Source organism: Nonomuraea sp. NPDC049637, from assembly GCF_040675235.1.
GTDB lineage: Bacteria > Actinomycetota > Actinomycetes > Streptosporangiales > Streptosporangiaceae > Nonomuraea.
The window spans coordinates 346304-367317 of record NZ_JBFAOM010000004.1 but is presented as its reverse complement, the minus strand read 5'-3'; the positions used below and the strand labels follow the sequence as shown (position 1 = coordinate 367317).

At 72.2% G+C, this 21014-nt stretch carries 20 protein-coding genes; 8 read left to right on the top strand and 12 right to left on the bottom strand.

Annotated features, from left to right (window positions below; translation table 11 throughout):
* Window positions 1-44: 44 nt before the first annotated feature.
* The 3 genes from AB0J71_RS08520 to AB0J71_RS08510 are packed head-to-tail and all read right to left on the bottom strand — an operon-like array spanning window position 45 to window position 3209.
* Complete coding sequence (locus AB0J71_RS08520) at window positions 45-1088, bottom strand: ABC transporter permease (RefSeq protein ID WP_364413436.1); 1044 nt, start codon at window positions 1086-1088, stop codon at window positions 45-47.
* Window positions 1075-2052, bottom strand: a complete 978-nt coding sequence (locus tag AB0J71_RS08515; RefSeq protein WP_352328083.1) for an ABC transporter ATP-binding protein — start codon at window positions 2050-2052, stop codon at window positions 1075-1077. Before AB0J71_RS08515 ends, AB0J71_RS08520 begins: the two co-directional genes overlap by 14 nt.
* Window positions 2049-3209: a DUF2092 domain-containing protein gene (locus AB0J71_RS08510; RefSeq protein WP_352328084.1), complete on the bottom strand. Its 1161-nt coding sequence runs from the start codon at window positions 3207-3209 to the stop codon at window positions 2049-2051. The genes AB0J71_RS08515 and AB0J71_RS08510 overlap by 4 nt, the downstream gene beginning before the upstream one ends.
* A 127-nt stretch (window positions 3210-3336) precedes the next feature.
* Here AB0J71_RS08510 and AB0J71_RS08505 point away from each other — a divergent pair, with 127 nt between their 5' ends.
* Together AB0J71_RS08505 and AB0J71_RS08500 are read left to right on the top strand one after the other, a co-directional pair.
* The gene (locus AB0J71_RS08505; protein ID WP_364413434.1) at window positions 3337-4011 is read left to right on the top strand and encodes a response regulator transcription factor; all 675 of its coding nucleotides are present in this window, start codon (window positions 3337-3339) and stop codon (window positions 4009-4011) included.
* Entirely contained in the window at window positions 4004-5350 is a 1347-nt protein-coding gene (locus tag AB0J71_RS08500; RefSeq protein WP_364413432.1) for an ATP-binding protein, read from the top strand. The genes AB0J71_RS08505 and AB0J71_RS08500 overlap by 8 nt, the downstream gene beginning before the upstream one ends.
* Before the next feature lie 67 nt (window positions 5351-5417).
* Here AB0J71_RS08500 and AB0J71_RS08495 read toward each other — a convergent pair whose 3' ends face one another.
* Together AB0J71_RS08495 and AB0J71_RS08490 are read right to left on the bottom strand one after the other, a co-directional pair.
* Complete coding sequence (locus tag AB0J71_RS08495) at window positions 5418-6287, bottom strand: LysR family transcriptional regulator (protein WP_352328087.1); 870 nt, start codon at window positions 6285-6287, stop codon at window positions 5418-5420.
* 516 nt (window positions 6288-6803) lie between these two features.
* Window positions 6804-6959 (bottom strand): hypothetical protein, encoded by a 156-nt coding sequence (locus AB0J71_RS08490; RefSeq protein WP_364413430.1) that lies wholly within the window; start codon window positions 6957-6959, stop codon window positions 6804-6806.
* On the opposite strand from AB0J71_RS08490, the gene AB0J71_RS08485 reads away from it, so the two are divergent.
* A complete protein-coding gene (locus AB0J71_RS08485; RefSeq protein WP_364413428.1) occupies window positions 6958-8031 on the top strand; it encodes a neutral zinc metallopeptidase in 1074 nt (357 codons plus the stop codon). The genes AB0J71_RS08490 and AB0J71_RS08485 overlap by 2 nt on opposite strands.
* A 134-nt stretch (window positions 8032-8165) precedes the next feature.
* Window positions 8166-9719, top strand: a complete 1554-nt coding sequence (locus AB0J71_RS08480; RefSeq protein ID WP_352328089.1) for an LCP family protein — start codon at window positions 8166-8168, stop codon at window positions 9717-9719.
* Window positions 9720-9782: 63 nt separating this feature from the next.
* On the opposite strand, the gene AB0J71_RS08475 is transcribed toward AB0J71_RS08480, so the two are convergent.
* On the bottom strand, window positions 9783-11129 hold the full coding sequence (locus AB0J71_RS08475) for a hypothetical protein (RefSeq protein WP_364413426.1): 1347 nt from the start codon (window positions 11127-11129) through the stop codon (window positions 9783-9785).
* A 204-nt stretch (window positions 11130-11333) separates the two neighbouring features.
* Window positions 11334-13370, bottom strand: a complete 2037-nt coding sequence (locus AB0J71_RS08470) for a spermidine synthase (RefSeq protein WP_352328280.1) — start codon at window positions 13368-13370, stop codon at window positions 11334-11336.
* A gap of 185 nt (window positions 13371-13555) precedes the next feature.
* On the opposite strand from AB0J71_RS08470, the gene AB0J71_RS08465 reads away from it, so the two are divergent.
* Window positions 13556-14914, top strand: a complete 1359-nt coding sequence (locus AB0J71_RS08465; protein WP_352328279.1) for a S8 family serine peptidase — start codon at window positions 13556-13558, stop codon at window positions 14912-14914.
* Window positions 14915-14968: 54 nt separating this feature from the next.
* Here AB0J71_RS08465 and AB0J71_RS08460 read toward each other — a convergent pair whose 3' ends face one another.
* A complete protein-coding gene (locus AB0J71_RS08460) occupies window positions 14969-15694 on the bottom strand; it encodes an ABC transporter permease (RefSeq protein WP_364413424.1) in 726 nt (241 codons plus the stop codon).
* Complete coding sequence (locus AB0J71_RS08455; RefSeq protein ID WP_364389755.1) at window positions 15694-16431, bottom strand: ATP-binding cassette domain-containing protein; 738 nt, start codon at window positions 16429-16431, stop codon at window positions 15694-15696. Before AB0J71_RS08455 ends, AB0J71_RS08460 begins: the two co-directional genes overlap by 1 nt.
* Window positions 16432-16497: 66 nt before the next feature.
* Between AB0J71_RS08455 and AB0J71_RS08450 the strand changes: the two genes are divergently transcribed.
* Entirely contained in the window at window positions 16498-17202 is a 705-nt protein-coding gene (locus tag AB0J71_RS08450; RefSeq protein WP_352328276.1) for a TetR family transcriptional regulator, read from the top strand.
* Here the strand turns inward: AB0J71_RS08450 and AB0J71_RS08445 are convergent.
* Window positions 17131-17439 (bottom strand): DUF4190 domain-containing protein, encoded by a 309-nt coding sequence (locus AB0J71_RS08445; protein WP_352328275.1) that lies wholly within the window; start codon window positions 17437-17439, stop codon window positions 17131-17133. The genes AB0J71_RS08450 and AB0J71_RS08445 overlap by 72 nt on opposite strands.
* 118 nt (window positions 17440-17557) lie before the next feature.
* Here AB0J71_RS08445 and AB0J71_RS08440 point away from each other — a divergent pair, with 118 nt between their 5' ends.
* Window positions 17558-18349 carry an ion transporter gene (locus AB0J71_RS08440; protein WP_352328274.1) on the top strand — a complete coding sequence of 264 codons (792 nt, stop codon included), beginning with the start codon at window positions 17558-17560 and terminating at the stop codon, window positions 18347-18349.
* Here the strand turns inward: AB0J71_RS08440 and AB0J71_RS08435 are convergent.
* The gene (locus AB0J71_RS08435) at window positions 18323-19564 is read right to left on the bottom strand and encodes a low temperature requirement protein A (protein ID WP_364389752.1); all 1242 of its coding nucleotides are present in this window, start codon (window positions 19562-19564) and stop codon (window positions 18323-18325) included. The genes AB0J71_RS08440 and AB0J71_RS08435 overlap by 27 nt on opposite strands.
* Before the next feature lie 2 nt (window positions 19565-19566).
* Window positions 19567-20181, bottom strand: coding sequence for a 30S ribosomal protein S4 (gene rpsD, locus AB0J71_RS08430; protein ID WP_352330645.1), 615 nt, complete (start codon window positions 20179-20181; stop codon window positions 19567-19569).
* A gap of 52 nt (window positions 20182-20233) precedes the next feature.
* Here rpsD and AB0J71_RS08425 point away from each other — a divergent pair, with 52 nt between their 5' ends.
* Entirely contained in the window at window positions 20234-20950 is a 717-nt protein-coding gene (locus AB0J71_RS08425; protein ID WP_364413422.1) for a DUF2470 domain-containing protein, read from the top strand.
* The last annotated feature ends 64 nt before the right edge of the window (window positions 20951-21014 follow it).

Here is a 21014-nt window from a genome sequence, read left to right as displayed (position 1 = left end):
GTCCCCGGCCGGGCAGCCCGCCCGGCCGGGGACGCGCCGCCCGGTCAGGACGTGATGTCCTTGCCGGAGAAGCGCGCCCACGCGATCGAGCAGAACAGCACGATGTAGGCGCCGAAGGCCAGCAGCCCGTCCCGCAGCGCCGACAGGTCCATCGGGCTGCGCAGCACCGCGTCGAAGTTGGTGAACCTGGTCGGCAGCAGGTACGGCGTCACCGCGCTCAGCTCGGGGAAGGCCCGCAGCACCTGGCAGACGACCACCAGCACGAGCGTGGCGGCCACCGCCCCGATGGACACCTCGGTGAACGTCGACAGCGCCAGCGCGACGGCGGCCAGCGCCGCCATGCCGGCCCCGACGTAGCCGACGGCGATGAGGATGCGCAGCAGCCCCTCGCCCATGGAGATCGTCGTGCCCGACAGCAGCGTCACCGGCCCGGCCGGGAACAGGATCAGCCCGGTGACCAGCGCCGACAGCGCCACCACCGCCGTGACGGCGTAGGCGAAGACGACCGCGTTGAGGTATTTGACGGCCAGCAGGCGGGTGCGTCCCGCCGGCGCGGCCAGCAGGTAGCGCAGCGTGCCGCCGCCCGCCTCCCCGGCCACCGAGTCGCCGGCGACCACGCTGACGGCGACCGGCATCAGCAGCAGCACGAGGAACGAGAACGCGACGAACGTGAGCATGAGGCTGTTGCCCGCCACGCTCTGGATGAACCCGCCCATCCCGTCGCGGTCGTCGCCGCCGAACGCGCGCAGGGCCAGGCCGAGGACGGCCGGCACGCAGGCGAGCACGGCCAGCATCACCAGGTTGCGCGGCCGGCGGAAGGTCAGGCCCAGCTCCGAGCCGAGCAGCCGCCAGAACGCCCACCTGGCTCGCCGCGGGCCTCCCGTGGCGTCCGTCCAGGCGCTGTGTGCGGGGACCGCCGCGGCCGGGTCCGGGGTGCGCCGCTCCACGGTGCGCAGCGTCTCGGTCACGGGCACCAGGCCGGGCATGCGCCCACCGGACCGGCCGTCCCGCGTCTGCGGCGTCCCGGTGTCCCGCGGCTGCGTCGCGTGTGTCTCAGCGTCCGGCGCCGAGGTGTCAGCCGTCGACATCGAAGCCCTCCCCCGTCAGTCCGACGAAAACGTCCTCCAGGCTCGGCCGCAGCACGGCCAGCCCCCGTACGGCGACCCCTTCGCCGACCAGCGCGGCGTTGATCCGCTCCGGCGCGTTGCCGCCCAGCTCGGCCGTCACGTCGGCGTCGCCGCGCCGCACGTCGGCCAGCCCCAGCCCGCCGAGCACCCGCGCGGCGTCGGCCACGTCGGGCGTCTCGACCCGGACGCGCGTGGCCAGGCCGCCGTTCAGCGAGGCGATCGTGCCCTGGGCGGCCAGCCTGCCGGTCCGCATGATGGCGGCGTGCGTGCACATCTGCTCGACCTCGGCCAGCAGGTGCGAGGAGACGAAGACGGTGGTGCCGCCGGCGGCGATGTCCTTGACCAGCGCGCGCACCTCGCGGGTGCCCTGCGGGTCGAGGCCGTTGGTCGGCTCGTCCAGGACGAGCAGCTCGCGCGGGCCGAGCAGCGCGGCCGCGATGGCCAGCCGCTGGCGCATGCCGAGCGAATAGTTGCGGTAGCGCTTGCCGGCCGCGGCCGACAGGCCCACCCGGTCGAGCGCGGCGGCGACGCGCGCCCGCGCGGTGCGGCGCACCGCCGTGGGGTCGGCGGCGTCGAAGCGCATCAGGTTGGCCTCGCCCGACAGGTACGGGTAGAACGCCGGCCCCTCCACCACCGCCCCCACCCGGGGCAGCGCCCGCGGCAGCGGCAGCCCGAGCAGGGAGTGCTCCCCCTCGGTGGGCGCGATGAGGCCCAGCAGCATGCGGATGGTCGTGGTCTTTCCCGAGCCGTTGGGCCCGAGGAAGCCGAAGACCGAGCCGCGCGGCACCGTCAGGTCGAGCGCGTCCACGGCCACCTGGCCGCCGCGGAAGCGCTTGGTCAGGCCGCGCGTGACGATGGCGTGCTCCCCGGAGGGCGGGGCCGCCCCGAAGGGCGCCCCCGCTTCCTGCGTGACGGCGGTGGTCACCTGACGCCCGCCGCCTGCGTGATCTCCTCCGGGGTGACCGCGCCGACCAGCAGCCGGCCGTCGTCCGTCAGCAGGACGGTGACGAGCTTCGTCCTGATCAGCCGGCCCGAGCCCCACGTGCCGCTCACCGGCGTGGCCGACTTCAGGACGGCGTCGGCCAGCGCCCCCACGTCGGCCTGGGAGCCGTCGCGGGGCGTCGAGCCGTCGCCCGCCGGCCGGCCGGCCGCCGTGAGGTCCTCCGGCTTGAACGGCAGGACGGCCACGGTCGTCCACCCGTCGCCGACGACCTTGAGCTCGCCCGCGACCCTCTCGGCCTGCTCGGCGTGCTGCTCGGCGCGCTTGGCGTCGCCCAGCTCGCTGAGGTCCTTCTCCTCCACCTTGGCGCCCGCGGGCGGGGTGAAGGCGAAGTTCTCCGCGGCCGGCGGCGTGAACGTCACCTGGGTGAAGCCGACCTGGAAGGCCGGTTCTGCCGAGCCCTTGGCGTAGACCTGGACCTGGAGCGGGACGTAGGTCTCGCCGTCGAGCGCGAGCCGCACCTCCTGCACCAGCGAGCCCTCGTCCTTGGGCGCGAGGACGAGCTGGTAGACCGGACGGCCCGCCACCTCCGCGGTGTTGATCACGCGGACCGCGGTGTGCTCGCCGGCCTTGGCCAGCAGTTGCTCGGCCACCTGCGGCGGCGTCAGCTGGACCGGCGGCGTGCCGGGCAGCTTGTGCTCCTGGCCCGTGCCGGGCTTGACGGTCAACCTGGTCGCGGTGTTGGTGGCGCTCTCCCAGTACCAGCCCTGGTCGCCGTTGACGATCAGGTTGGTCTCGTTCAGCTGGGTCGGCATGGCCACCCGGAACCGGTCGGCGCCGCCGTACCAGACCTTGATCTCGTGCGAGCCGGACAGCAGGCTCAGCGGCGACTCACCGCCGGTCTGGGGCAGCGACGGCAGGCCGAGCGAGGCCGTCTGCTGCACCGTGCCGGACATGGGCGGCAGGCCGCCTCCCTTGCTCGTCGCCGCCACGGCGTCGGCCAGCAGCTGCTGGGCCGAACGCTCGGGCAGGACGGGCTCGCCGCTCACCGCCGCGATGACCGGGCCGGCTCCGATCGCGCCACCGATCAGTGCCGCCGCGGCGATCGGGACTCCCCACCTCACGAACGTGCCTCTGCGCATCTCACTCCTTAACGGTATGTCGATGACCAGAGCCTGCGGCATGCATCCTGTGGCCGGCCTGAGACTGTCTGAGACGCCTCTCAGCCTTCTCAGCGGCGTCTCAGCTCAGGGACGGGAGAATCAGCACATGAGAGTACTGGTCGTCGAGGACGAGCGGCGGATGGCCGCGGCCCTCCAGCGCGGGCTGCAGGCCGAGGGGTTCGCCGTGGACCTCGCCCACGACGGCGAGGAGGGCCTGCACGCGGCCCGGCAGGGCGACTACGACGTCGTGGTGCTGGACATCATGCTGCCGAGGCTGTCGGGCTACAACGTGTGCAAGCAGTTGCGCGCGGAGGAGAACTGGGTGCCGATCCTCATGCTGTCGGCCAAGGACGGCGAGTACGACATGGCCGACGGCCTCGACCTCGGCGCCGACGACTACCTGACCAAGCCCTTCTCCTATGTGGTGCTGGTGGCCAGGCTCCGGGCCCTGCTGCGGCGCGACTCGGGGCGGCGGCCGTCGGTGCTGGCGGCCGGCGACCTGACCCTCGACCCGGCCCGCCGGAAGGTGCAGCGGGGCGAGACGCCGGTGGAGCTGACGCCGAGGGAGTTCGCGCTGCTGGAGTTCCTGATGCGCCGCCGTGACGAGGTGGTGTCGAAGTCGGAGATCCTGGAACACGTGTGGGACACCTTCGACACCGACCCCAACGTGGTCGAGGTCTACGTCGGCTACCTGCGGCGCAAGGTCGACGCCCCGTTCGGCAGGAACGTGCTGCAGACCGTGCGCGGCGCGGGCTACCGGCTGGCGGGCGACGGTGGCTGACACCCCGATGGCCTGGTGGCGGCGTCAGGGGCTGCGGTTCAGGCTGACGGTCGCGGCGGCCGCCGTGCTGGGGCTGGCGCTGGCGCTGTCGGCCTCGGTGCTGCTGTCGGTGCTCGACCGGGCGCTGATCGACACGGTCGACGCCTCGACCCGGCAGCAGGCCCAGACCGTGCGCGTGGCGGCCGACGCCGGGACGCTGACCAGCCCGATCACCACGCACGACGGCACGATCGTCCAGGTGCTCGACCGGAGCGGGCGCATCACGCACGTCACGTACGGCGCCGACCGGCTGGTGCCGCTGCTGGACGCGGCGGCCAGGGCCAGGGTGCTGCGCGAGGGGCGGGCGACGTTCCTCGACGGCCGGCCGTACGCGATCGCGGGGCCGCTGCGGGTGGTGGTGCTCAGCGCCGACCACGGGCAGACGGTGCTGGCCGCCAGGCCGATCGGCGAGATCCAGACGAGCCTGGGCGTGGCCGGGCGCGTCCTGCTGGTCGGCACGCCCGCGCTGGTCGTGCTGCTGGCGGTGGCGAGCTGGCTGATGATCGGCAGGACGCTGCGCCCGATCTCGTCGCTGCGCCGGGTCGCGGCCGAGATCACGCACACGGCCCGGTCCCGGCGGCTGCCGGTGCCGCAGTCGCGCGACGAGGTGTACGCCCTGGCCACCACGCTCAACGGCATGCTGGCCCGGCTGGAGGAGGCCGAGCAGCGCCAGCGCGCGCTGGTCTCCGACGCCGCCCACGAGCTGCGCAGCCCGCTGGCCAGCATCCGGCTCCAGCTGGAGGTGGCGCTCGGCCATCCGGAGGGCCAGGACTGGCGGGAGACCGCCGAGGGCGTGCTGGAGGACGCCCTGCGGCTGTCCAGGCTGGCCGAGGACCTGCTCGCGCTGGCCCGCCTGGACGAGCGCGGCGGCGTGCCGGCCCGCGACGAGCCGGTCAACCTCGACGAGGTGGTGCGCCAGGTCGCCGAGCGGTACGGCGAGGCCCGGCTGACCGCGTGCGACCCCGTGGTGGTGCGCGGGGACGCCCTCGACCTGAGCCGGGTGCTGACGAACCTGATGGACAACGCCGCCCGGCACACCTCCTCGAAGGTCGAGGTGGCGCTGACCGCCGACGGCGTGCTGACGGTGACCGACGACGGGCCCGGCATCCCCGAGCAGGACCGGGAGCGGGTGTTCAACCGGTTCACCCGGCTGGACTCCGGGCGCAGCAGGGACGAGGGCGGGGCCGGCCTGGGGCTGGCGATCGTCCGGGAGACCGTGCGCGCCCACGGGGGGACGGTGGTCCTGCAGGACGCGGCGCCGGGTCTGCGTGCCGTGGTCCGCCTTCCGGTGTCCCGCTAGGCGGGCGGGCCGGAGGCGGGCTGGGGGTCAACGGCGGGAGTTGCGGGGGATCATGGAACGTTCCTGGTCAGGCGGCTGTGCCCTTCTCCGCGGTGGACAGGAAGTCCTGGGCGATGAGGGGCAGGCGGCGGCGTGCGTGCACCACGGCGATGACGCGCCGCACGGCCGGTTCGAGTGAGCGCACCACCAGGCCGGCCCTGGCGGCCTGATCGGCCATGCCGCGGTACCACAGCAGGGAGGCCTGGCCGGCGCGGACCGCGTTCAGCCAGCCGTTGCGCTCGTCGGTCTCCAGGACGACCACGGGGGTGACGGCGTACTTGCCGAACATGGCGTCGAGTTCCCTGCGCCGCGAGCTGCCGCGGGCGGGCAGCGCCAGGCGCATGCCGTGCAGCTTGCCCATGGGGACCGGGTTGGGCAGGTCGAGCCCGGGCGGGGAGATCAGCACGATCTCCTGGCGTTCGAGCGGGTGGGTGATGAGGTCGGTGGGCACGGGCAGATCGGTGAGCCCGAGGTCGGCCCGCTGATCCCGGATGGCGCTGACGACGCCGTCGCGGCCGTCGCAGCGCACGATGTGCACGCGTACCCCTGGGTGCTCGGCCGCGTAGGCAGGGAGCAGCCGCCCCGCGAGTCCGGGTTCGAGACTCGGGGTGGAGGCGATGCGCAGTTCGGCCTCCGTCACGCCGGCGTGGTTGGCCAGGCCCTCGATCTCGTGCACGGCGTCGAGCGCCTCCCTCGCCAGCTTGACCACGCGGCGGCCCTGGGCGGTGACCACCACGCCGCGGCCGGAGCGGGCGAAGAGCGTCATGCCGAGCTCTCGCTCAAGATCGCGGATCGCGCGGGACAGCGCAGGCTGCGCGATGTAGAGCGACCTGGCCGCGTCGGTCATGGTGCGGTGCTCCGCAGTCGCGACCACATAGCGGAGCTGCTGGAGATTCATGCCAACGAAGCTAGGACACCGCCCTGCTCCGGGACCGGTAGATAGCAGAGATCACCTCGATTGATTTCGGAGCGTGACCGAGTACCGCTACATCCGTGACGGGTGATAAATCAGTATGCTTTTGCCCCAAATTTGGCAAAGATCCTTTGGGGTCTGCCGCAAAGCCGTGCATTGCAGACAAGCGGCTTAACGGGGAGACACGGTGACAGGAAACGGGCAATATCCACCTCCGCCACAAGGGCCCGGGCAGCCCCTGCGGCCCCCTTCGCGGCCGTGGCCGCCGCCGGGCTACCGGCAGCCGCAGCCGCAGGGCGGCCAGCCCTACCCGCAGGCGCCGCCGGCCCCGCCCCAGGGGCCTCCGCCGGGGCCGCCGCCCGGCCATCAGCCCTATCCGCCGCAGCACCCCCAGCCGCAGGGTTATCCGCCGCAGCCGCCGCCCCCGCAGGGCCCCCCTCAGGGTCCCCCGCACGGGCCGCCGCAGGGACCGCCGCAGGGACCGCCGCAGCCTCCGCAGGGCTATCCGCCGCAGGGACACCCGCCGCGCGGCCCGCAGTATCCGCCGCCGCAGTACGGGCAGCAGTACCAGCCGCCGCCGCCCATGCCGCCCATGCCGCCCATGCCGCCCATGCCCACGAGGCAGTGGCCGCAGCAGCCGAGGAAGAAGTCCGGCATGGGGGTCGCCGGCGTCCTCGGGGCCGTGTTCGGGTCGCTGGCGGCGCTGTTCGTGCTGATCGTCATCGGGGCGGCGATGCTGAAGTCGTCCTCGCACCCGGACACGACCACGCCGGTCGCGCTGCCGTCGTACGAGCCGTCGCGGACCGACGAGCCCTTCCCGAGTCACGAGCCGACGCACGACACCTCGTCGTCGCAGGAGCCCACCCAGGAACAGACCCGGGAGCCGACCCAGGAGCCGACCCAGGAGCCGACGCAGCAGCCGACGCGGGAGCCGTCGCAGCGGCCCACCGAGCGGCCGACCCAGGACACGGTGACGCCGCCCAAGCAGGTCACGCTCAACACCAGCCTGAAGAACAACACCCTCTACCGGGCGGGCAGCCTGCCCCGGGTGAACTGCCGGGCCGGGAACACGAACATCTTCAGCCACAGCCAGCTCAAGGCGCTGATCCTGAAGACCGGCCGGTGCATGGACCAGGCGTGGGGGCCGATCCTGCAGCGGCAGGGCATCGCGTTCAGCCCGCCGCACTACGCCGTCGCGGCCGGGCGCGGACGGGGCGCGTGCGGCGACTACCCGTCGGCCGGGAGCATGGTGCCCTACTACTGCCCGCGCAACAACACGATCTACGCCTCGACCTCGGCGATGTCCAGGGGCAACGGCAACGCCCGCGGCTACGGCCAGATCATCTCCTGGCACGGCGGCATCATCAGCATGATGGCCCACGAGTACGGCCACCACGTCCAGAACATCACCGGCGTGATGGACTCCTGGTGGCAGGGCACCATGAACTCCTCCAGCCAGAGCGGCAAGCTCGCGCTGAGCAGGAAGCTGGAGCTGCAGGCCACCTGTCTCGGCGGCATGTGGATGCGCTCGGTCGCCTCGTCCTACCCGGTGCCGTCCTCGCTGCGCTCGCGGCTGTTCTGGTTCTACGCGCAGGTGGGCGACTACCCGGGCTATCCGCGCGACCACGGCACGCCCGCCAACAACAACCGCTGGTTCCGGCAGGGGTGGGAGAGGGACAAGACGTACCAGTGCAACACGTGGCTGGCGCCGTCCTCGACGACCTCCTGAGTGACACGTGGCGTTCATCTCATGTTGAAGAGTTGTCTCTGATGTCCAGGTATGGGGGCTAGAATCCTGGCAATCTTGTGCCCGACATGGGGCGAACGTCATTTTTTGCCTGGTAGGCGTGTGAAGGAGCCGGTGTGAGCAAGCGCGATCGGGTGGACGCCGTGCCCGGAGGCGCCAAACGGCGGACTCCACGCCCGCGCAAGGGCTCCTCCCCCGCGCCGCGCTTCGCCAAACCCCTGACGACCGCCTCCGTGATCGGCTGGACGGCTCTGTCCGCCCTGGTGCCCGGCGCCGCGCATCTGCGGGCCGGGCGCCGTCGTACCGGGCTGATCATGATCGGCGCGTACGCGGTGATCCTGCTCGCGGCCCTGGCCTTCGGCCTGACCCGGGACCTGAGCAACCTGACGGGCCTGGCCGAGGACGGCGCCATGGTCACGGTGATCGTCATCGCGGCCGCGTGCGCGCTGGCCTGGTTCGCGGTGATCGCCGTCTCGTACGTGGCGCTGGGCCCCAACAGACTGAACCAGCAGGGCCAGGTGGTGACCGGGATCGTCGTGGGCGTGCTGTGCGTGGCCGTCATGTCGCCGTTCGCGCTGACGGCCAACTACGTGCTGGCCGGGCGGAACGCCGTCAACGCGATCTTCCCCTCGCACCCGGACCCGGAGAACCCCGTCCAGATCAAGAACCCCGAGGACCCCTGGGACGGCAAGACCCGGGTGAACTTCCTGCTGGTCGGCGGCGACGCCGCGGGCAACCGCGTGGGCGTGCGCACCGACAGCATGACGGTGGCCAGCGTGGACACCAGGACCGGCAACACCGTGCTGTTCAGCCTGCCGCGCAACCTGCAGCACGTGCGCTTCCCCCCGTCCTCGCCGCTGCACAAGCACTTCCCGAACGGCTACATGGCCGAGCTGCCCAACGGCGGCCTGCTCAACGAGGTCTGGCAGTACGCCAACGACAACCCGCAGCTCATGGGCGGCAAGAACCGCGGCCCGCGGGCCCTCATGGACGCCATCGGCTACACCCTGAACCTCCGGATCGACTACTACGCCCTGATCAACATGTACGGCTTCGCCGCCCTGGTGGACGCCATCGGCGGCCTGAAGATCCGGGTCGAGGAGGACGTCAAGTGGGGCGGCCACTTCGGCACCGCGGGCACGATCAAGGCCGGCTACCGCAAGCTGTCGGGCGAGGAGGCCCTGTGGTACGGCCGCTCCCGCGTCAACAGCGACGACTTCTCCCGCATGGGACGCCAGCGCTGCGTGATCGGCGCCTTCGCCCAGCAGGCCACGCCCGGCGTGATCCTGACGAACTTCACCAAGATCGCCGGGGCGGCCAAGCGGCTGGCCCAGACGAACATCCCGCGCCCGCTCGTCGCGCCGCTGGCGGACCTGGCGCTCAAGGTCAAGGACGCCAAGATCACCAGCCTGCAGTTCGTGCCGCCGGACTTCTATTCGGGCAGGCCCGACTGGGTCAAGATCCGCGCGGCCGCGAGGAAGGCGATCGCCGACTCCGACCGTTCGGCCCGCCAGGCCCAGACCGCCAACGTGACCGCGTCCCCCGGCTCCCCGACGGCCACGCCGTCCCGGACCCGTACGCAGGCCCAGGGCGCCACACCGACCGAGACCCCGACCCGCAACAGCCAGCGGGGCGGCGCGAAGTCCCTGACGGAGCTGTGCGGCCTGTGACCGCCACCCCCGCCGGAGCCCGGCTCCGGCGGGGCTGCGACCGCGAGGGCCCGCGGCCTCGGGTCACTTCGTCAGGTGCCCGAGTATCCAGTCGGCGAGCGTGCCGGTGACCGTGCCGTGCTCGGAGTTGTCGGAGTCGCACTGGTAGTCGTCCAGCTCACTCTGCTCCGGCGACAGGGCGGTGATGTCGGTGTAGAGGTCCACGGTCCAGTCCACGGGGTCGTACTGGAGCGCGAGGGCGCTCACGGTGGGAACGAAGCAGGCCGACCGGAACCGGCCGGCGATCGGCGCGCCGAACGCGTCGGCGACCATGCCGTAGCAGGCCAGCGTGCCGCCGGGCGCCCCGTCGAAGGGCGCGACGTCGCTGGTGCGGCTGGTGCTGGCCCACAGCGGGACGGCTCGCATGCCGCCCACCCGCCGGCCGGCGCCCCGGTCCGGCTGGGTGCGCACGGTGGCGCCGGCCAGCCCGTCCAGGGCGGTCCACTCGAAGGCCAGGGCGTCGGGCGGGACGTTGCGGCCGGTGCCGTCGGCGGCGCCGTTGGAGACGCCGAGCTTGCGCGGCCTGAGCGGGAACCAGCCGGCGGCGCGCAGGTCCTCGATGAACGCCAGGCGCAGCGGGCTGGCCGTGGCGACCGGCCCGGAGTAGCGCCCGTCCGGGACCCAGCCCCACAGGAGCTGCTGCGCGGCCGGGCTCCTGATCAGCTCGGCCTGGCCGGGCGTGCCGGGGGCGGCCGGCGCGAGGGCCTCGGCGAAGTGGGCGAGCTGTTGCAGGACGAGCGGGAGCCAGGCGCCGTTGTGCGGCGAGTCGTAGGACAGGTAGGTCGTCGTCTGGTGGTCCTCGCGGCGGCGTTCCATCTCCGCCAGCGCGTACCGGGTGACCAGGCCGCCCGCGCCGAGGCCGCCGACGATCAGCGGCGTGGTGCCGAGCCGCTCCGAGATCGCGCGGCCCACGCACGCCGCCGCGACGCCGGCGTTGGCCTGGAGGTGGGTGTGGCGGGCGGCGAAGCCGAGCAGCACGACGTCGATGCCCTGGGCGAGGAGCCGGCTGAGCAGCCGGTCGCCGTGCGGCGGGTACGGCGCGTCGAGCCGTCCCCACAGCCCGGCCAGGTCGCTGGGCCCGAGGCCGAACCCGTCGGCGAAGATCATGGCACGGACGAGCGCGTCGTGGCCGGCGGCGAGATGGACGGCGGCCGTCCCCGTGGCGAGCCGGCCCTGGTAGGGCCAGGCGGAGGTGAGCTCCCACCGCGCGTCGGGCTCGCGGTGCTCCCCGGAGCCGGCGGGGTCGTGCGCGAAGAACACCCCCGTGGGGAGCGCTCCGGCGATCTGTTGCGCGCGTCCGGCGGGCGCGGGCCCGGACTCCTGTGCCTGAACGCGCTCGACGTCGATCCTGGCCGCCCCTGGTGTCGCCATGACTGTCACCTTTTCTCGTGGGTTACCGGATGTGACCCCCGATTCGCGTGCCCGCCTTTCTGAATATCGTTCGATCTTTTTCCGGATTCGATGACGTCTCCAGCTCACCTCGCCCGCGGCGACAAATCAACCCGCGCCGCCGACAATTCATCCTGACCCTCGGTCAAGGCATTACACCGGACCGCCGCGGACCATTTCCCTTTGTCACACGAGCGCGGTCTTTCGCGGCATCAGCGCCAGGGCGCCCAGGTAGAGCAGGGCGGCCACGATGAGCAGGCCCTTGTAGCCGATCACCAGCGCCAGGTATTCCAGGCAGCCGCCGACCATCGCGCCGAGCAGGTTCGCGCCGAAGGACGTGGTGGCGTCGGCGGTGTCGGAGAAACGTTTGGCGAAGACCACGTTCGCGGCGAAGATCGGCAGGAACGCCACCGTCACGGCCGCCACGGCGCGCAACGGCACCGGCAGCGACAACAGCCACGCGTTCGGCACCAGCCAGGCCAGCAGCAGGCCGGCCAGCAGGACGGCGTACATGACGGGCAGCGGCGGGGTGCGGAAGCGGCGGGTCACCTCGACGGCGGCGAGCACGGCGACCAGCACCCCGGCGAAGACGATCGCGTTGACCACCCAGGTGGTGCCGAACAGCAGCGCGAAGCCGGTCACGCTCTTGGTCTCCAGCAGCATGAACGCCACCCCGAGCAGGAACAGGTCGGCGTAGGGCTTCATGCGCCCGTAGGGGCCCGCCACGACGCGGACGGCCAGCAGGCTGACGATGAGGATCAGGCCGAGGGTGATGATGTAGATCGGCGGGATCGTCCGGTCCTTCAGGTAGAGGAAGGGGCGGTCGTCGTCGGCGGGGGCCGGGGTGCCGGCGGCGGCGCCGGGCCACTGGCTCGCGCAGCGCTGGTCGGCGGCGGTCAGGCCGGCGGTGATGACGGCCTGCTGACCGGCGGTGCTGACCACGTCGACGCACGGCTTGTGGCCGAAGGCGGTCTGCATGGTCGAGGCCAGGCGGTCGACCAGCCAGCTCTCGCGGTAGTAGTTGTACATCGAGAACGTGCCGCCCGGCCGCAGGTGGGCGCGGGCGGCCCGCATGGCCTCCGCGGTGAACAGGTAGCTCTCCAGGCGCAGCGAGCTGGCCCCGGACACGAGGGTGAGCGAGTCGGGCAGGGCGAACAGGATCAGGTCGTAGCGGTCGCCGCTGCGTTCCAGGAAGGCGCGGCCGTCGGTGATGTGGGTGGTGACGCGCGGGTCGGCGTAGGGCTTGTCGGGGTGCAGGCTGCCGCCCAGCTCGCGCAGCTTGGGGTCGATCTCGACGGCGTCGACGTGCTGGGCGCCCTTGGACAGCGCGATGGCCACGTCGGTGCCGCTGCCCGCGCCGACGATCAGCACGTCCTTGGGCGGCCTGGTGGTGCGCTCGTAGGGCAGCCCGTACTGGCGTTCCCACTGCAGGCGGGCGTAGGCGGGCACGGCCTGCTGGTGCGGGATGCCGTTGACGGAGATGTCGGTGACCGGCACGCCGAGCATCTGCATCGCCTTGTAGGTCACCTTGTAGTACGGCGACCACAGCGCCCCGGCCGTCAGCGTCTCCGACAGCAGCAGGCCGGCGACCAGGAGCGAGGGCAGGACCACCAGGCCCAGGTAGAGCGAGCGGGGCCGGGGCGCCAGGAGCAGGCCGTAGCACAGAGCCGCGACCACCCCCCAGAACACCGGCGGCGCCGACAGGAACGACAGCGCGGTGAACGCGGCGATGCCGCTGAGGCTGCCGATCAGGTCGTAGCGGTAGGCCTCCAGGCGCGGCAGCTCGGGGAAGCAGCGCCCGACCAGTTCGGCGGGGCCCATGAGCACCGCCGCCGCGGCGATGAAGATCACCGGCAGGATCAGCCAGGCGGGCGGCCCGACGGTGCCCAGGCTCGTCCAGTACAGGACGCCCTCGGTGTTGCGGTCGACCGTCACCGGGAAGGCCAGCACGAGGGCCACCAGGACGAGCAGGACGACCGGCGAGTAATAGGGCTGGCGGCGCGAGCGCCCCACGCGCAGAAATCCGAGCCCGATTCCCAGAAAAGAACCGAGCAGGACAAAATTGGTGAAATAGCTCAGATGAACGATGTTCGAGCCGGTCCACCGGATGAGCGCCAGTTCGAGGAAGAGCATGAAGGCACTGGCGAGGACGAGCCTCGGCCGGACCGGCAGCCAGTGTTGTCTTTCCCCGTCGGAAACCGGCGTCTGCGCCTGGAGCGTCATGATGCATCACCGTAGTGAACAGACCGAGAACAAGGAAGCCTGACGCCCCGGAAACAATTATGGTCCGCTTCGCCAGTTATGCGGTGTTTTCGCAGTTCACAACCGCCGTAAGGGGCTGGACGCGCCTTGACGGATGCAGGAATGTTGGGTCGTTCGTTTACCCCCATTACGTTCGGTGGTGACTCATGCGGGTCCTGATCCAGCTCCGTCCCTCCCCCGATCTGGTCGCGGCCGTCGCCGATCCCGGCCAGACCGCCACCACGGCCGACGTCGCCGACGGCCTGCCCGGCGTCGAGCTCGACACGGCCTTCACACCGGTCGCCGTGCCGAGGCCGGTCCCGGCGGCCGGCGGCGATCCCCTCTCCCTCCACCAGCCCCTCGACTTCTCGCTGGCCGCCGAGGACGCCTCCGTGCTCGTCCGCGGCACGATCTCCGACGACGAGCTGACCTCGCGGGTCACGCTGCTGCCCACGCTGCGTCCCGACGTCGTCGGCGTGTTCGCCGACCCGGTGATCGAGTCCAGCCTGACCTGCGGCGGCGATCCGCCGGTGGGCGACTGGCACGACGTCGAGCGGCTGCTGAACGTGGCCGGGCTGCACGCCGAGGGGTTCGACGGCGCCGGGGTGGCGCTGGCCGTCCTGGACACCGGCGTCAACGCCGCGCACGTGGCCCGCCAGCTCGGCCGCGCCGTCACGCTGGACGCCGAACGCAGCTGGAACCCCTCCGGCGTCCCCGGCCGGGCCGGCCAGTTCGAGGTCGACCACGGCACGATGTGCGCCTTCGACGCGCTCATCGCCGCGCCGCAGGCGTCCCTGATCGACGTCCCGCTGCTGCGGTCGGCCCGGCCGGGCGGCTCGGCGCTCGACGGGCTGCTGTCGGACGCGGTGGCCGCCTTCACGCACCTGCGGACGGTGCTGGAGGCCCAGCCCGCGGCGTCCAGGTCGCTGGTGGTGAGCAACTCGTGGGGGTCGTTCTCCCCCGAGTGGGACTTCCCGGTCGGGCATCCGGGCAACTACTCCGACAACGCCGCCCACCCGTTCAACCTGGTCGTGGCCAGTCTCGACCGGGCGGGCGCGGACGTGCTGTTCGCGGCGGGCAACTGCGGCAGGCAGTGTCCCGACGGCCGGTGCGCCTTCCCCAACCGGCCCATCGGGGGCGCCAACTCCCATCCCAAGGCGTTGTCGATCGGCGGGGTCGACGTCAACGGCGAGCGGGTGGGCTACTCCTCGCAGGGGCCGGGGCGGCTGACCGCGCGCAAGCCCGACGTGTGCGCGTACACGCACTTCTCTGGGTCGCGGGCGTTCGGCGACGGCGAGCCGGACACCGGCACCTCGGCGGCGACGCCGGTGGCCGCCGGGCTGGTGGCCGCGGTGCGCACCCGGTGGCCGGCCGCCAAGCTGTCGCCGGCGCAGCTGCGGGCACTGCTGCGGCGCACCGCCGAGGACCGCAGCGAGGTGGGTTTCGACTACGACTACGGCTACGGGACGGTCGATCCCGCGGGCATCCTGGCCGCGCTGCACCGGCGGGCCAAGGCCGCGGCCTGAGCGCGGCCCTGCGTACACCCCAGAGCACGGGCGGGCCGTCCCGGAGCGGCCCGCTCACGCCGTCTCCCGGTTGAACACGCGGGCCCCGACGGTCAGGCCGACCACGGCGAGCCCGGCCGTGACGGCCACGCCGATCCCGACCGTGCCGGTGGCGTAGTGGCCGGCGAACAGGTCGCGCAGCGCCTCCAGGACGTACCTGAAGGGGCTGAGGTGCGACAGCGCGTCCAGCCAGCCGGGCGCCATCGACATGGGCAGGAACGCGCCCGACAGCAGCACCAGCGGGACGACCGCCGTCGACATCACCGGCGCGAAGAGCTGCTCGCCGATGGTCAGCGCGACGGCGTACGACAGGGCGGCCAGGCTCGCCCCCAGCACCACGACCAGCACGAACCCGGCCGCGAGCCCGGCGACCGGCACCCGCATCCCGAAGGCGAACCCGACGGCCAGCACCATCGTCGTCTGCACGGCCATCGTCACGACGTTGTCCAGCACCCGCCCGAGCAGCAGGGCCAGGCGGCTGGCCGGGGTGACGCGCAGCCGTTCCAGCACGCCGAAGCGCCTGTCGAAGACCACCCCGAACCCGGCCAGCCCCATGCTCATCAGGCCGAGCTGGACGATCAGCCCCGGCACCAGCACCTCCCAGGTGCCGAACGTGGCGAAGATCGGCCCGAACAGCACCAGGAACAGCAGCGGCTGGACGGCGCCGAAGACGATGCCGAGCTTCTGGCGCAGGGTGGCGCGCAGCGAGTGGCGGAACAGCACCCAGGTGTCGCGCAGCATCAGACCCCCGCCTCCTCGCGCAGCGACCGGCCGGTGATGTCGAGGAACGCCTCGTCGAGGGTGCGGCCCGCCTTGAGCTCGGCCGGGGTGCCCGCGGCGGCGATCCGGCCGTCGTCGATGATCAGCAGCCGGTCGCAGAGCGCGTCGGCCTCGTCCAGGTAGTGGGTGGTCAGGAAGATCGTCACGCCGTGCTCCTCGCGCAGGGAGCGGACGTGCTCCCACAGGTTGGCGCGGCTCTGGGGGTCCAGGCCGGTGGTCGGCTCGTCGAGGAAGAGCAGACGGGGGTCGTGCAGCAGGGCGAAGGCGATGTCGAAGCGGCGCCGCTGGCCGCCCGACAGCGCGGCGCCCACGCGTTCCTCCATGCCGGCCAGGCCGAGCCGGGCCAGCACCTCGCGGTACCGGGACCTGGCCTCGGCGCGGCTCAGGCCGTACAGCATGCCCTGGAGTTCCAGTTGCTCGGCGAGCGGGGCCATGACGTTGACGCCGCCGCCCTGCGAGACGTATCCGATGCGGCGGCGCACCTCGCGCGGGTCGCCCAGCAGGTCGCGGCCCGCCACGGTGGCCGTGCCCGAGGTGGGGCGGAGCAGGGTCGTCAGCATGCGCATGGTCGTGGTCTTGCCGGCGCCGTTGGGCCCGAGGAAGCCGACGATCTCGCCCGCCTCCACCGAGATGTCGACGCCTTTGACGGCCTCCACGCCGCCTTCGAAGGTCTTGGTCAGACCTGTGGTTCTCAACATGTGATCGCCTCCAAAATTAGAGTAGCCACAATTTTGAAGTCACTGCAAGTTCGGTATCATGGCGGCATGGAAGAGGGGCTGCGGGAGCGCAAGAAGCGGGAGACCAGGCAGCGCATCGCCGACGTGGCGATGGGCCTGTTCATGACGCGCGGGTTCGACCCCGTGACGGTGGCCGAGATCGCCCGCGCCGCGGACGTGTCCGTCAACACGGTGTTCAACTACTTCCCGACCAAGGAAGACCTGTTCGCCGACCGGCAGGAGCTGGTGACCGACCTGCCGCAGCAGGTGGTGCGCGGGCGGCGGCCCGGCGAGAGCGTGGCGCGGGCCTTCCGGCGCGACTTCCTGGAGGCCCTCGACTCACGCCACTGGCGCTACGGCCTCAACGAGGGCGGCGACGTGTTCGCCCGCATCGTCAACGGCAGCCCGTCACTGGTGGCCAAGCTGCGCGAGCTGCACGTCGCGCGGGAGCAGGCGCTGGCCCGGGCCCTGGCCGACGAGCTCGACGCCGACCCCGACGACCTGACCCCGCAGATGGTGGCCACCCAGATCCTCGGCACGACCAGGATCCTCACCACGCACGCGGTGACCCGGATGCTGGCCGGCGAGAGCTGGGAGACGATCGCGCCCGACCTGCGGGCCCAGGCCACGGCGGCCTTCGACCTGCTGGAGTCGGGCATCGGGGACTACTGCGTGCGGCCCTCAGTTGGAGAAGACGGCCGACAGGAGGCCGGCCCCGAGCCCGAGGACCATGAAGGCGGCCCCGAGGATTAGCAGGATCGTGGCGATCATGCCGCAGATGCGGCCGGCCTGCACCGCCCCGCGGTTGTCGTAGGCGTAACCGCTGGCGTCGATCTCCTTGAGCGCCTTGTTGCCCATCGACCAGGCGAAGGGGCCGAGGATGCCGCAGACCACCAGGCTGAGGATGCCGAGCACGAGGATCGTGGTGCCGTTGGGGTGGCTCTGGGGCGGCGGGCCGTAATAGGACGGACCGTAGTTCGGATACGACATGCCCCTTGTGCCCCCTTGCCCCTGTGACTGTCAGGTGCGATTTATACCACAGGCACCTCCTTGATCATGTTGCTGCATCATGGAACGGCACATGACCGATCTTTAGGAGCTTGCCCCCGTGCGTGAACGCGTCCGCGCCCTCCTCGCCGACCGGCGTTTCCAGCGCTTCGTCGTCGGCGTCATCCTGGTCAACGCGGCCACCCTCGGCCTGGAGACCGTTCCCGCCGTCGTCGGGGAGTTCGGCCACCTGCTGGTCGTGATCGACCACACCGCCCTTTACATTTTCGTGGCCGAGCTGCTGGCCAAGGTCTACGTCGAGCGTTCGGCGTTCGTGCGCGACCCGTGGAACCTGTTCGACACCCTGATCGTGGGCATCGCCCTGGTCCCGGCGACCGGCGGGCTGTCGGTGCTGCGCTCGCTGCGCATCCTGCGGGCCCTGCGGCTGCTGTCGGTGGTGCCGAGCCTGCGCCGGGTGGTCTCGGCGCTGCTGCGCGCCCTGCCCGGGATGAGCTCGATCGTGCTGCTGCTCTCCCTGGTCCTGTACGTCGCCGCCGTCATGGCCACCAAGCTGTACGGCGGCGACTCCCCCGAGCGCTTCGGCAGCCTGCCGACCTCGCTGTTCACCCTCTACCAGACGATGACCGGGGACGACTGGGGCAACATCGCCCGCGAGGTGATGGGCGCCCACCCCACGGCCTGGATCTTCTTCACCATCTTCATCCTGGTCTGCACATTCGTGGTGCTGAACCTGTTCATGGCGGTCGTGGTCAGCGCCATGGACGAGGAGTCGGCCGAGGAGCGCGCCGCGCTGGAGCAGGACAACAACCTGCACACCCAGCGCATCCTGGAGGAGCTGACCGCCCTGCGCCGCGAGGTCGCCGAGCTACGCCGGCAGGACGTCACCGGCTGAGCGCACCTGGTCAGAATGTTCGGAGCCGGTCCGGCCGGACCGGTAGACCAGCCGCCACAGGGCCACGGCCAGCAGCAGCGTGACCGAGACGTACCCGGGGACGAGCCCCGACAGCGCGGCGACGCCCAGCGGCGCGAGGGCGGTGGGCACCGCCCATCCCCAGATCCACCGCCACCCGGCGCGGAGGGCCACGCCGAGCACGGCCGAGGCGGCGAAGTACAGCGCCAGCCCGCCGCCCAGCACCCAGCCGGCGCCGTGGTGCAGGGACTGCGCCGGCTCGGCGGCGACGACGCCGAGCCCGGCGGCCGTGGCCGTCACCCCGGCGGTCATGGCGAAGTGTGCGGGCAGCGCGACGTACGGCGGCAGGCCGCGCTCGGCGGCCCCCGGCACGGTGGTCAGGCCGTACTGGAAGGTCAGCCACCACAGGGCGACGATCAGCCCGAAGCCGGCCGCGGCGGCGACGGCGAGCTCCGGCCCCCACGAGTGGCCCGACGCCGAGACGACGACCTGCATGACCGCCTCGCCCAGCACGATGATCACGAACAGGCCGAGCCGCTCCCCCAGGTGGGCCGGGTCGAGCACGGCGGCGGCGGGCCGGGGCAGCGGGCGGGCCGGGCGGCCGGCCCTGACCCGGCGCTCCTCGCGCGCGGCCAGCCGGTGCGCCTGGCCGCGCATCTCGGCCAGGAAACGTTCGGGCCGACGGCTGTTGACGACGGAGAAGACCACGTCGAGCAGGATGCCGAGAGCCCACAGGCCGTAGCGGGTCGAGCCGTCCGCCCAGATGGAGGCGACCCAGGGGAACAGCCCGGCGCCGAGCTGGGCCGCCGGCCAGGCCGTCATGATCGTGCCGGCGTGCTGGATCGACCGGGAGGCGCTGATCCGGCAGACGATGTACGCCGCGATGAACCACCCGTCGTGCGTGCCGGCCGCCTTGTCGATCTCGTGGGCCACGTCGGGCGCGGCGGCGGCCATCACCGCGATGCCGAACATGCCGACCAGCATGCTGCGCACCCGCGTCTTGCCGGCCCGGACGTTGGAGTAGAGCGTCAAGGACGTCCAGACGCTCCACACCGCGTAGTAGAGCACCACGAACAGGACGACGTTCGTCCAGGTCGGATGCTGGAGCCGATGGGCGAGCTGGGCGACCGCCACGACGACGACCAGGTCGAAGAACAGCTCAAGCCAGCTCGCGTGGCGCTCTCCCGCTTCAGTCACGGCTAACGAGAATAGAACTCCACCACGAGCTGCTCGTCCACGGGGACCGCGATCTGCTCGCGCTCGGGCCGGTGCAGGAGGGTGACGCGCAGCTCGGCGTGGTCGACCGACAGGTAGGGCGCGATCCGCTCGTCGGCGTGCACGCCCTCGGCGGCGGCCACGAAGGGCTGCATCCGGCGCGAGCGCTCCCGCACGGTGATGATCTGGCCTGGTTTGACCAGGTAGCTGGGGATGTCCACCTTGCGGCCGTCCACGGCGATGTGGCCGTGGTTGACGTACTGGCGGGCGGCGTAGATCGACGGGGCCAGGCCGGCCCGCAGCACCAGGGAGGCCAGGCGGGTCTCCAGGATGGTGACCAGCTCGGCGCCCGAGGCGCCCGGCTTGCGCACCGCCAGGTCCCAGTAGCGGCGCAGCTGCCGCTCGGACACGTCGTAGTACCAGCGCAGCTTCTGCTTCTCCATCAGCCGCAGCCCGTAGTCGCCGGTGGTGCGGCGGTTGGTCTTGCGGCCGTGCTCGCCCGGCGGGTAGGGGCGCTGCTCGAAGTAGCGGACGGCTTTCCTGGTCAGCGGGACGCCCGCGCGACGCGACAGTCGCACCTTCGGGCCGGTGTAGCGCACGTTCACCTCGATGTGGTTAGGTAATCCTTACTTAGGTGAGCCTAACCTACCAATGGATGTGATCTCAATGCTGCCCCTCGCCGAGCGGATCCGTACTCTCGCCTCGACCTCGACGCTGGCCAAACTCACGGTGGACGGCGCCTGCGCCCCCGCCCGGGGCGGCGTGGACGAGAGCGGCCGCCCGGTGCTGCTGGTCCGGCCCGGCGAACCCCTGCACGGATTGCGCGAGGACGCCGTGGTCGCGGTGAACCTGACGGCCATGCGGCAGCTCGGCGCGGTGACACATCCGCGGGCGATGATCGAGGTGCACGGGTGGGCGGAGGCCGTGCCGGAGTCGCAGGCCCGCTCCGCGGCGGTCGCGGTGGCCGCGCACAGCGCCGACGAGGGCCTGTTCGAGGCCCTGGAGCGGTACGGCCGTCCCGGCGCCCCGCGCCTGCTGCGCCTGGACGTGGCCCAGGTCGTCTACCTGACCGGCCAGGAGTCCGGCCTGCTGGACGCCGACGACTACCTCGGCGCGGCCCCCGACCCGCTCACCGAGACGGCCGAACGGGTGATCGCGCACGTCAACGACTCCCACCGGCCGCAGCTCACCGCGGGCGTGGCCAGGCAGCTCGGCGAGGAGCCCGGCGAGGTGTGGTTGTGGGAGCTCGACCGGTACGGCGCCACCGTGCGGGTGGACGAGTCGCTGGTGCGCTTCCCGTGGCCGGTCCCCGCCCGGTCCGGGCTGTGCCTGGAGACGGCGCTGCGCGGGCTGCTGTGCGGCTGTTGATCACGATTGACGCTGAATTTTCCCCCTGGACGTCCGCCACGGCCCGACCCATGCCCGCACGTCA

Bases quoted from the DNA above. Each gene is read 5' to 3' on its own strand.
- AB0J71_RS08455 (WP_364389755.1), bottom strand. From the start codon at position 16,431: ATGTTGAGAACCACAGGTCTGACCAAGACCTTCGAAGGCGGCGTGGAG.
- AB0J71_RS08505 (WP_364413434.1), top strand. From the start codon at position 3,337: ATGAGAGTACTGGTCGTCGAGGACGAGCGGCGGATGGCCGCGGCCCTC.
- AB0J71_RS08495 (WP_352328087.1), bottom strand. From the start codon at position 6,287: ATGAATCTCCAGCAGCTCCGCTATGTGGTCGCGACTGCGGAGCACCGC.
- AB0J71_RS08475 (WP_364413426.1), bottom strand. From the start codon at position 11,129: ATGGCGACACCAGGGGCGGCCAGGATCGACGTCGAGCGCGTTCAGGCA.
- AB0J71_RS08450 (WP_352328276.1), top strand. From the start codon at position 16,498: ATGGAAGAGGGGCTGCGGGAGCGCAAGAAGCGGGAGACCAGGCAGCGC.
- AB0J71_RS08465 (WP_352328279.1), top strand. From the start codon at position 13,556: ATGCGGGTCCTGATCCAGCTCCGTCCCTCCCCCGATCTGGTCGCGGCC.
- AB0J71_RS08460 (WP_364413424.1), bottom strand. From the start codon at position 15,694: ATGCTGCGCGACACCTGGGTGCTGTTCCGCCACTCGCTGCGCGCCACC.
- AB0J71_RS08510 (WP_352328084.1), bottom strand. From the start codon at position 3,209: ATGCGCAGAGGCACGTTCGTGAGGTGGGGAGTCCCGATCGCCGCGGCG.
- AB0J71_RS08470 (WP_352328280.1), bottom strand. From the start codon at position 13,370: ATGACGCTCCAGGCGCAGACGCCGGTTTCCGACGGGGAAAGACAACAC.
- AB0J71_RS08445 (WP_352328275.1), bottom strand. From the start codon at position 17,439: ATGTCGTATCCGAACTACGGTCCGTCCTATTACGGCCCGCCGCCCCAG.
- AB0J71_RS08425 (WP_364413422.1), top strand. From the start codon at position 20,234: ATGGATGTGATCTCAATGCTGCCCCTCGCCGAGCGGATCCGTACTCTC.
- AB0J71_RS08485 (WP_364413428.1), top strand. From the start codon at position 6,958: ATGGGGGTCGCCGGCGTCCTCGGGGCCGTGTTCGGGTCGCTGGCGGCG.
- AB0J71_RS08520 (WP_364413436.1), bottom strand. From the start codon at position 1,088: ATGTCGACGGCTGACACCTCGGCGCCGGACGCTGAGACACACGCGACG.
- AB0J71_RS08490 (WP_364413430.1), bottom strand. From the start codon at position 6,959: ATGCCGGACTTCTTCCTCGGCTGCTGCGGCCACTGCCTCGTGGGCATG.